8 protein-coding genes are annotated in these 9,700 nt (G+C 68.8%); 2 read left to right on the top strand and 6 right to left on the bottom strand.

Annotation, left to right across the window (positions count from 1 at the left end):
• The first annotated feature begins 203 nt into the window (after nt 1–203).
• Entirely contained in the window at nt 204–1,613 is a 1,410-nt protein-coding gene (locus HMPREF2924_RS27095; protein WP_003107490.1) for an LLM class flavin-dependent oxidoreductase, read from the top strand.
• Nucleotides 1,614–1,673: 60 nt separating this feature from the next.
• Here HMPREF2924_RS27095 and HMPREF2924_RS27090 read toward each other — a convergent pair whose 3' ends face one another.
• The 6 genes from HMPREF2924_RS27090 to HMPREF2924_RS27070 all read right to left on the bottom strand — a co-directional run bounded on the left by HMPREF2924_RS27090 (nt 1,674) and on the right by HMPREF2924_RS27070 (nt 8,345).
• The gene (locus HMPREF2924_RS27090) at nt 1,674–2,909 is read right to left on the bottom strand and encodes an SfnB family sulfur acquisition oxidoreductase (protein WP_003131666.1); all 1,236 of its coding nucleotides are present in this window, start codon (nt 2,907–2,909) and stop codon (nt 1,674–1,676) included.
• A 30-nt stretch (nt 2,910–2,939) separates the two neighbouring features.
• The gene (locus tag HMPREF2924_RS27085; RefSeq protein ID WP_003117845.1) at nt 2,940–4,199 is read right to left on the bottom strand and encodes an acyl-CoA dehydrogenase family protein; all 1,260 of its coding nucleotides are present in this window, start codon (nt 4,197–4,199) and stop codon (nt 2,940–2,942) included.
• Nucleotides 4,200–4,416: 217 nt separating this feature from the next.
• Nucleotides 4,417–6,042, bottom strand: coding sequence for an NADP-dependent glyceraldehyde-3-phosphate dehydrogenase (locus HMPREF2924_RS27080; RefSeq protein ID WP_003117844.1), 1,626 nt, complete (start codon nt 6,040–6,042; stop codon nt 4,417–4,419).
• A 163-nt stretch (nt 6,043–6,205) separates the two neighbouring features.
• A complete protein-coding gene (locus tag HMPREF2924_RS35965; protein WP_003111383.1) occupies nt 6,206–6,349 on the bottom strand; it encodes a hypothetical protein in 144 nt (47 codons plus the stop codon).
• Nucleotides 6,350–6,374: 25 nt separating this feature from the next.
• A complete protein-coding gene (locus HMPREF2924_RS27075; protein ID WP_003131668.1) occupies nt 6,375–7,727 on the bottom strand; it encodes a GntP family permease in 1,353 nt (450 codons plus the stop codon).
• Between the two features lie 96 nt (nt 7,728–7,823).
• On the bottom strand, nt 7,824–8,345 hold the full coding sequence (locus HMPREF2924_RS27070; RefSeq protein ID WP_003107130.1) for a gluconokinase, GntK/IdnK-type: 522 nt from the start codon (nt 8,343–8,345) through the stop codon (nt 7,824–7,826).
• A gap of 194 nt (nt 8,346–8,539) precedes the next feature.
• Between HMPREF2924_RS27070 and gntR the strand changes: the two genes are divergently transcribed.
• Entirely contained in the window at nt 8,540–9,571 is a 1,032-nt protein-coding gene (gntR, locus tag HMPREF2924_RS27065) for an HTH-type transcriptional regulator GntR (protein ID WP_070700788.1), read from the top strand.
• Nucleotides 9,572–9,700: the final 129 nt, after the last annotated feature.

Below are 9,700 nucleotides of genomic sequence, written 5' to 3'. Positions count from 1 at the left end.
GGATAGCGCTGGGGCGCTATTCGCCCTACGGGGTTCGGGGCTCGGGTGGGGCGGGCGAATGTGTTGATCCACCAACACTTGCCCAGCAGTTGCGCCCGCACAGTGACAGGGGCTTGTCACCCAGGCCTTGTCCGGCGCGGCCCCGCGGCCCGGCACGGGCTGTGCACGGGGTGCCGGATGCACAGGCAAACCAAGGAGTCCCCATGCCGCGCGAAATCCGTCTCAACGCCTTCGAAATGAACTGTGTCGGCCACCAGTCGCCCGGCCTCTGGGCGCATCCGCGCGACCGCTCCTCGCAGTACAAGGACCTGGAGTACTGGACCGACCTGGCGCGGTTGCTCGAACGCGGCCGTTTCGACGGACTGTTCATCGCCGACGTGCTGGGCATCTACGATGTGCTCGACGGCAATGGCGACGCGGCGATCCGCCAGGCCGCCCAGGTACCGGTGAACGACCCGCTGGCGCTGATCACGCCGATGGCCGCGGTGACTCGCCACCTGGGCTTCGGCCTGACCGCCTCGCTGTCCTTCGAGCATCCCTATCCCTTCGCCCGCCGACTCTCGACCCTGGACCACCTGACCAAGGGCCGGATCGGCTGGAACGTAGTGACCTCCTACCTGGAAAGCGGCGCGCGCAACCTCGGCCAGCAGGCCCAGCTCGACCACGACCGCCGCTACGACTATGCCGACGAATACCTACAGGTGCTCTACAAGCTCTTCGAAGGCAGTTGGGAGGACGGCGCGGTGCTCCGCGACCGTCGCCGAAGGATCTTCAGCGACCCGGGCAAGATTCACGAGATCCGCCATGTCGGCGAGCACTTCCAGGTACCCGGCATCCATCTCTGCGAACCGTCGCCGCAGCGCACGCCGGTGCTCTACCAGGCCGGCGCGTCGAGTCGTGGCAAGCGCTTCGCCGCCGAGCACGCCGAGTGCGTGTTCGTCGCCGCGCCATCGAAGACCGTGCTCAAGCAGGCGGTCGCCGACATCCGCCAGCGCGTCGCCGAGGCCGGCCGCGATCCGCGCAAGGTACTGGTGTTCAACCTGCAGACGGTGGTGCTGGGCGAAACCGACGCCAAGGCCAGGGCCAAGTTCGACGAATACCGCGCCTTCGTCAGCTACGAAGGCGCCCTGGCGCTGATCTCCGGCTGGACCGGGATCGACTTCGGCCAGTATCGGCCGGACCAGGTGCTGCGGCACATCCACACCAATGCGATCCAATCGGCGGTGGAAGCGTTTTCCAGCGCCGATCCGACGCGCACCTGGACGGTCCGCGAGCTGGCCGACTGGGTCGGTATCGGCGGCTTCGGCCCGCTGTTCGTCGGCAGCCCGGCGACCGTCGCCGACCTGTTGCAGGAGTGGGTGGAGGACACCGACGTGGATGGCTTCAACCTGGCCTATGCGCTGGCCCACGAAACCTTCAGCGACGTGGTCGAATTGCTGGTGCCGGAGTTGCAGAAGCGCGGGGTGTACAAGACCGAATATGCGCCGGGGACTCTGCGCGAGAAGTTGTTCGGCGACGGCCCGCGGCTGCCGGATTCCCATCCGGCGGCCGGCTATCGCGACCTGCGGGCGCTCTGGGAGAAGGAGGCCGGGCGCAACGCGCTGCCGGCCTGACCTGGGCGGACGGCGGATGACGCCGGTGGCGCTATCCGCCCCCAAGGCCCGGGACGGCTCCTAGAGCCAGGCGTGCCGCGGTGGCTTCACCCCATTCAACTGGTAGTTGCCGATGGCGTGGTATTTCCAGCGCACCGGGTCATGCAGGGTGTGGGTGCGGGCGTTGCGCCAGTGACGGTCGAGATTGAGTTCCTCCAGGGTCGAGCGCGTGCCGACCAGTTCGAACAGCCGGTTGGCGGCGAGCAGGGCGGCTTCGGTGGTGAGCACCTTGGCCTCGGCCACGGCGATCGAGGCGGCGGCCACGCTCTCCTCGTCGGGGGCGGCGAGCGCCGCTTCGATGGCGTCGGCCGCCAGGTCGAGCACGGCTTCCGCGGCGCGCACGCGGATGCGCAGGTCGCCGACCTGCTGGATGGTGTAGGGGTCTTCCCAGGCATGCTGCTGGTTGGCGTCTATCCATGGCCGCGCGTGGCGGCGCACCTGCTGCACGGTCTCGGCGAGGATGCCACGGGCGATGCCGGCGTCGATGGCGGCCTGGATGAACTGCGATACGGCGCCGGCGGCGGTGGGGCGGTCGAAGGCGCGGTGCACCGGGATGACGTGCTCGGCCGGCACCCGCACGTTGTCCAGGATGACGGTGCCGCTGGCGGTGGTGCGCTGGCCGAAGCCGGACCAGTCGTCGATCACCGTCAGCCCCGGCGCGTCGCGCGGGATGAACGCCAGGTGCGCGCGCTGCTCGGCGTCGAGGCCGACGGCCGGTACCCAGTGGGCGAGCAGGGCGCCGCTCGAATAGAACTTGCGGCCGTCGATGCGGAACCCGTCGCCATCCGCCAGCACTCGTGTCTGGAATTCGGCGACGGTACGGCTGTGGCGTTCGGAGAAGGCGTTGCCGAAGCGCACGCCGTCTAGCACCAGGCCGTAGAAGAAGCGTTTCTGCTCCTCGCTGCCGTCCAGGCGCAAATGGTCGAGCACCGCCAGGTGGTTCTGCGGCAACTGCGCCAGGGACGGGTCTACCGCGGCGATGGTCTTCAGTACTTCGGCCAGGGTCCGGTAGCCGACCTCGGCGCCGCCGTAGGCGCGCGGTACGCTGATGCCCCATAGGCCGCTCTGCGAGAAGGCTTCCAGTTCGGCCACCGGCAGCCGGCGCTGGCGGTCGCGCAGCGAGGCTTCCTCGGCGAACAGCCCGGCCAGTTCGCGGGCGACGCGGATCGCCTCGGCGTCGTCGGCGATGCGCCGGGCCGGGGTCCGTGGCAGCGGTTGCCGATAGGGATCGGCGGCGTTCTTTTCCAGTGCGCTCATGGCAACTCCTTGCGATGGGATGGGCGAGGTTCAGCGGGACGCCGTGGCCGGACCGCTGCCGATCTGCCAGACGTAGGGCGGCTCGCTGCCGTTGATCTCCCAGTCGCCGACGATCCGTTGCTTGTAGATCAGGGGATTGTGCGAGGCGGCGGTGCGCGCATTGCGCCAGTGGCGGTCGAGCTGCTTGCCGCGGCCGACGGCGGAAGCGCCGCTGGCGTCGAACAGCTCGCTGGTGGCCTGCAACACCAGTTCGGCGACGATCGCCTGGGCCTTGGCCGATTCGATCTCGGCGGCGATATTGGCCTCCTTCTCCGCCTGCGGGTCGCCTACGAAGCGCGCCAGGTAGGCGCGCTGGGCCGCTTCGGCGGCGCGCAGGGTGGCCGCCTCGGCGGCGTAGACGCGCGCGGCGATGCGCCCGACCACCTGCTGCACCTGGGGATCCTGGCTGACTCGCGGGGCATTGCCGTGGCTGTAGATACGGGTCCGCCCGCGCACCTCGGCGGCGACGTCGCGCAAGGCGGCGCGGCCGGTGCCGGCCAGCACCGCGAGCAGGACCAACTGGTAGAACGCGGTCTGGTACTTGAAGCGGCTGGCGAAGTCGATGAGGTTCTCTTCCTCCACCTCGGCGTCCTCGAACAGCGACGTGCCGCTGCCGGTGGTGCGCTGGCCGAAGCCGTCCCAGTCGTCGCTCTGGCGCACGCCGGGCTGGTCGGTGCGGATCGCCGCGATCACGTCGGCGCCGGTGTCGTCGCGCTGGGCATACAGATCGATCCAGTCGGAGAAGAGGCTGCCGGTGCTGTAGTACTTGCTGCCGTTCACCACCCAGCGACCGTCGTCCTTGCGCGAGACGCGGGTGAGCACTTCGCCCAGCCGTACCGAACCGACCTCGGTCCAGGCGCAGCCGACCAGGTCGCCCTCGACGAAGCGCCGCAGCCAACGGTCGCGGCCAGGGCCGGGCTCGGCATTGAGACGGTCCTCGACGAAGGCGAAGTGGCCGCGCAGGGCCTGGGTGATGTTGGAGTCGGCCTCGGCCAGTTCGATCAGCAACTGAACCAACTGCGGCAGCGAGGCGCCGGCGCCGCCGTGCTCGCGCGGCACGCGCACGGCGCCGAAGCCGGCCTGCTTGAGCCAGGCGATCGCCTCGTGGGGCAGTTCGCGTTGCCGTTCGCGCTCGACGGCGCCTTCGGCGATGCGCGCGAAGATCGGTCGGAAACGCTGGGCGAGCAGTTCGTAGTCGGCGCCTTCGGAGAGACTGGCGGCGGTGGCTTCGGGATGGACGCGGGCGTTCATGCGGGCTCCTGGTAGGCAGCGGGGCCGTCCGGTCGACGGCTACCCTGGAGTCCGGGCCGTTGCACAGCCTGTGCCGACCCGCGCAGGCCACTGGTTGCGCGGGTTCGCGCGAGCAGGAGGTGTTGCCGGGGCGGCAGCCTGTTGCGCGGCTGCTGCCTGGCGGACAGTGGGTGAGGTGGCGGCAGGTCCCTCTCCCGGCGGGAGAGGGACAGGCGCTTCAGAAGATGTAGTCGGTGGTGAGGAAGTTCGACGCGCGGTTGCGGATGATCTCGCTGACCAGGGTCTTGTTCGCCTCGGTGTCGCGGGTCGCCACCAGGGTGCGGATGGAGAACACCCGCAGCGCGTCATGGACCGACAGGGTGCCTTCCGCCGAATTCTTCCGGCCGTTGAACGGGTAGCTGTCCGGGCCGCGCTGGCACTGGGCGTTGACGTTGATCCTGCCGACCTGGTTGGCGAAGGCGTCGACCAGCCGGCCGATCTGCGCCGGGTCGTTGCCGAACAGGCTCAACTGCTGGCCGTAGTCGGAGCGCAGGACGTAGTCGATCACCTCGTCCAGCTCGCGATAGGGCACCACCGGCACCAGCGGACCGAACTGCTCCTCGTGGTAGAGGCGCATGTCCGGGCTCACCGGACTCAGCAGGGCGGGGTAGAAGAAACTTTGCCGATGCTCGCCGCCGCCCGCATTGACCACTCGTGCGCCCTTGGCCAGGGCGTCGTTCAGCAGGCCTTCGAGATAGTCGACCTTGCCCGGCTCCGGCAGCGGCGTCAGCGCCACTCCCGGTTCCCACGGCATGCCCGGCTTGAGGCTGGCCAGGCGCGCGCTGAACTTGTCGAGGAACGGTCGCAGCACGCTTTCGTGGACGAACAGGATCTTCAGCGCGGTGCAGCGCTGGCCGTTGAAGGACAGCGCGCCGGTGACCGCCTCGTTCACCGCGTTGTCCAGGTCGACCTGCGGCAGGACGATACCCGGGTTCTTCGCGTCCAGGCCGAGGGCGGCGCGCAGGCGGTGCGGGCGGGGGTGCAGCTTCTTCAGGTCGCTGGCGCCGGAATGGGTGCCGATGAAGGCGAACACGTCGACCTTGCCGCTGGCCATCAGCGCCGACACGGTTTCCCGGCCGCGCCCGTAGATGACGTTGATCACTCCTGGCGGGAAGCTGTCGCGGAAGGCTTCCAGCAACGGGCGGATCAGCAGCACGCCGAACTTGGCCGGCTTGAACACCACCGTATTGCCCATGATCAGCGCCGGGATCAGGGTGGTGAAGGTTTCGTTCAGCGGGTAGTTGTACGGCCCCATGCACAGCGCCACGCCCAGCGGCACCCGGCGGATCTGGCCGAGGGTGCCCTGTTCCAGCTCGAAACGGCTGGAGCGGCGGTCGAGTTCCTTCAGCGCTTCGATGGTATCGACGATGTAGTCGCAGGTGCGGTCGAACTCTTTCTCGGAGTCCTTGAGGTTCTTGCCGATTTCCCACATCAGCAGCTTGACCACCGCCTCGCGTTGCTCGCGCATCCGCGCCAGGAAGCGTTCGACGTGCTGGATGCGCTCGGCCACCCGCAGGTTCGGCCACAGGCCCTGGCCGTGGTCGTAGGCCCGCACCGCGGCGTCGAGCGCGGCGAGCGCGGCGTCGGCGTCGAGCAGCGGGGTGCTGCCGAGGATCACCTGGCGCTCGCCGTCGGCCTCGGCGAGGAATACCGGGCTGCGTACCGGCGCCAGCGGGCCGTCCCAATGTCGCAGTTGGCCGTCGACCAGGTAGTCGCGCTGCTCGATGGGGGCGTCGGGGCGGTACTGCTCGGGAATGGCGTCGAGGCTGGGAAACAGCGAATCGAGGTGGAGCGGGGCGGTCATGGCGGGTCCTCGAATGACGTGGATGAAAGGCGTGGGACTGTTGTAGCGCGGTCCGGATCGAAGGTAAATCGTTTCAGCAGGAAAACCGTCGCGCCCTTGCCGGAAATCAGCCTTTGCTCCCGCTTCGTGGGGGGCGGGAGCAAAGGCATGGCGCCGGCTGGCTTCAGGCGTCGGCGGTAGGCTCTTCGCGGGGCTGCGCCGGCGGCGGCTCAAGCAATTCCTGCTGCTCGGCATAGCGCTGGCGGATATCGAAGTCGCGCGGCCAGCGCGAGGCTTCGTGGTCGGGGCGTTGCATCGGTTCGGTCATGGCTGGACTCCGGTCGGGCTGGTGCTCAGAGCACCAGCGACAGCAACAGGATGAAGACCAGGCCGACCACGGAGAGGATGGTCTCCATCGCGGTCCAGGTCTTGAAGGTCTCGCTGACGCTCATGTTGAAGTACTGCTTGACCAGCCAGAACCCGGCGTCGTTGACATGGGAGAGGATCAGCGAACCGGCACCGGTGGCGAGCACCAGCAACTCGCGGTTGACGCCGGGAATCAGGTCGATCACCGGCACCACGATGCCGGCCCCGGTGATGGTGGCGACGGTGGCCGAGCCGGTGGCGATGCGGATCACCGCGGCCACCAGCCAGGCCAGCAGGATCGGCGAGATCTGCGCGTTCACCGCGAGATGGCCGATGACGTCGCCGACCCCGCTGGCCACCAGCATCTGCTTGAAGCCGCCGCCGGCGCCGATGATCATCACGATGGCGGCGGTCGGTGCCAGGCTCTGGTCGAGCAGCCTGAGGATCTTCTTCGAGTCGAAGCCGCGGGCGTAGCCGAAGGTATAGAGCGCCACCAGCAGGGCCAGGAGCAGGGCGCTGATCGGATGGCCGATCATGTCCATCCAGGCGCGGAACGCGTGGCCATCGGGGAAGGCGACGTCGGCGAAGGTCTTCAGCAGCATCAGGAACACCGGCAGCAGCACGGTCGCCAGGGTCACGCCGAAGCTGGGCAGGTCCTGGGTCTCGGGCTCGTGGGCGATCTGCTCGACCAGTTCCGCCGATGGCGTGCCGGGTATGTAGCGCGAGACCAGCGCGCCGAACAGCGGGCCGGCCATGGCGGCGGTGGGCAGGGCGACGATCAGGCCGTAGAGGATGGTCTTGCCGATGTCGGCGCCGAACACGCCGATCGCCAGCAGCGGGCCGGGATGCGGCGGCACCAGACCGTGCACCGCGGAAAGGCCGGCGAGCAACGGGATGCCGATCTTGATCAGGGACACGCCGCTGCGCCGGGCGACGATGAATACCAGCGGGATCAGCAGGATGAAGCCGATCTCGAAGAACAGCGGGATGCCCACCAGGAACGCGGCGAGCATCATCGACCAGTGCACCCGCTCCTTGCCGAAGGCGCGGATCAGGGTGCGGGCGATCTGGTCGGCGCCGCCGGAATCGGCCATCAGCTTGCCGAGCATGGTGCCCAGGGCGAGGATCACGCCGACGAAGCCGAGCACGCCGCCGAAGCCGTCCTGGAAGGATTTGACGATCTTCTCCACCGGCATCCCCGAGGTCAGGCCGAGGAAGCCGGCGGCGATGATCAGGGCGATGAAGGGATGCACCTTGAAGCGGGTGATCAGCACGATCAGGCCGATGATGGTCACCAGGGCGTCGAGGAGCAGGTAGGCATCGTGTGACATGCCGAACATGGAGGGCTCTCCTTTTGTCGTTGTTCTACCGGAGTTGCTGTTTCATTGAAGCGCCTTTTCGGGGTAGCGCTATCTTTGTCGGACAAGCGAAAGACTTCAGGCGGCGGCGTGCTCCAGCCACCAGGCGTGGGCGGCCTGCGCCAGGCATTCCACCGGCAGGGTGGCGTCCAGGCGCAGGGTCAGGGGTTCGTCGAGCGGCGGCTCGAGGGCGGCGAACTGGCTGTCGATCAGGGTCGCCGGCATGAAGTGGCCGGGGCGCTGGGCGACGCGCTCGGCGGCGACCGCCGGGGTCAGTTCCAGGTAGACGATGCCGAGGCCGGGCACCGCGCGGCGCAACCGGTCGCGGTAGGCGCGCTTGAGGGCGGAACAGGTCAGTACCGGCAGCTTGCCGGCGGCCACCGCCTGGCGCAGCTGCTCGGCGAGGGTGTCCAGCCAGCCGGCGCGGTCGTCGTCGGTGAGGGGGATGCCGGCGCTCATCTTGCGGATGTTGGCGGCGGGATGGAAGCTGTCGCCTTCGATGCCGTGGGCGCCGCTGCGCTGGCAGAGGGCCTGGCTGACGCTGGACTTGCCGCAACCGGCGACACCCATGATGACCAGGGCTTGGAGGGGTGGATGCATGGAACACCTCAAGCGTGAGACAGCGCTGTCTTTGCGACCTGGAAAAAATCGCGCGAGCCTGGCTCCGCCTTCTTGTCGTTGTGGTCTGTCGAATCCCGCGCGGGCAGTGGCGGACAGGCCGCCTCAGGCGATTGCCCAGGTCGCGAGACAGCGCTACCTTAGTGCCTGGAATTTTGTTTGGCAAGCAGGCCACGATGAGCATCACCAAGAACGACAAGAACACGCGAACCACCGGACGTCCCACCCTCAACGAAGTCGCGCGCCGCGCCGGGGTCAGCCCGATCACCGCGTCGCGCGCGCTGCGCGGCGTCGCCAGCGTCGCCGAAGAACTGGCGCAGAAGGTCCGCGACGCCGCCCGCGAACTCGGCTACGTGGCCAACCCCGCGGCGCGCGCGCTGGCCTCGGCGCAAAGCCACAGCGTGGCGGTGCTGGTGCCGTCGCTGGCCAACCTGCTGTTCATCGAGACCCTCGAGGCGATCCACGCGGTACTGCGGCCGCAGGGCCTGGAGGTGCTGATCGGCAACTTCCACTACTCGCGCAACGAGGAAGAGGACCTGATCCGCAACTACCTGGCCTACCAGCCGCGCGGCCTGCTGCTGACCGGCTTCGAGCGCACCGAGAGCGCCCGGCGGATGATCGAGGCCAGTGGCATTCCCTGCGTGTACATGATGGACCTGGACTCCGGCGCCGGGCTCAATTGCGTCGGCTTCTCCCAGTCGCGCGCCGGCGAGGCCGCTGCCGAGCACCTGCTGGCACGCGGCCGCAGGCGCCTGGCCTACATCGGCGCCCAGCTCGACCAGCGCACCCTGCTGCGCGGCGAGGGGTTCCGCCGCGCCTTGCAAAAAGCCGGCTGCTACGACCCGGGGCTGGAAATCCTTACGCCGCGGCCGTCCTCGGTGGCCCTCGGCGGCGAACTCTTCGTGCAGTTGCTGGCCAGCCAGCCGCAGGTCGACGGGGTGTTCTTCTGCAACGACGACCTGGCCCAGGGCGCGCTGTTGGAGGCCCTGCGCCGTGGGGTCAAGGTGCCGGAACAGATCGCCGTGCTCGGTTTCAACGACCTGCCGGGTTCGGACTGCACGGTCCCGCGCCTGAGCAGCATCCGCACCCCGCGCGAAGCCATCGGCCGGCGCGCGGCGGAGCAGTTGCTGGCGCTGATCGCCGGCAAGGAGGTGCGCGATAGCGCGCTGGACATGGGGTTCGAGCTGATGGCGCGGGAGAGCACCTGAACCCGCGGCCCGACGGTGCGGCCGTTCAGGGACATGTCGAGGGTTGGGCAGCGCCGCCGGACGGAACGGCTTGCCGGGTAGGGCGAATAGCGCCGCGGGCGCTATCCGCCGTTACGCCGGGTTTCACGG

It is taken from the genome of Pseudomonas sp. HMSC063H08 (assembly GCF_001813645.1).
GTDB lineage: Bacteria > Pseudomonadota > Gammaproteobacteria > Pseudomonadales > Pseudomonadaceae > Pseudomonas > Pseudomonas aeruginosa.
Note: the sequence above shows the minus strand (reverse complement) of the source record. Positions and strands in the feature narration are given on the sequence as shown.

What these genes read in the sequence shown, in the direction of transcription:
- HMPREF2924_RS27095 (WP_003107490.1), top strand. Translation starts at nt 204, where the DNA reads ATGCCGCGCGAAATCCGTCTCAACGCCTTCGAAATGAACTGTGTCGGC.
- HMPREF2924_RS27090 (WP_003131666.1), bottom strand. Translation starts at nt 2,909, where the DNA reads ATGAGCGCACTGGAAAAGAACGCCGCCGATCCCTATCGGCAACCGCTG.
- HMPREF2924_RS27085 (WP_003117845.1), bottom strand. Translation starts at nt 4,199, where the DNA reads ATGAACGCCCGCGTCCATCCCGAAGCCACCGCCGCCAGTCTCTCCGAA.
- HMPREF2924_RS27080 (WP_003117844.1), bottom strand. Translation starts at nt 6,042, where the DNA reads ATGACCGCCCCGCTCCACCTCGATTCGCTGTTTCCCAGCCTCGACGCC.
- HMPREF2924_RS35965 (WP_003111383.1), bottom strand. Translation starts at nt 6,349, where the DNA reads ATGACCGAACCGATGCAACGCCCCGACCACGAAGCCTCGCGCTGGCCG.
- HMPREF2924_RS27075 (WP_003131668.1), bottom strand. Translation starts at nt 7,727, where the DNA reads ATGTTCGGCATGTCACACGATGCCTACCTGCTCCTCGACGCCCTGGTG.
- HMPREF2924_RS27070 (WP_003107130.1), bottom strand. Translation starts at nt 8,345, where the DNA reads ATGCATCCACCCCTCCAAGCCCTGGTCATCATGGGTGTCGCCGGTTGC.
- gntR (WP_070700788.1), top strand. Translation starts at nt 8,540, where the DNA reads ATGAGCATCACCAAGAACGACAAGAACACGCGAACCACCGGACGTCCC.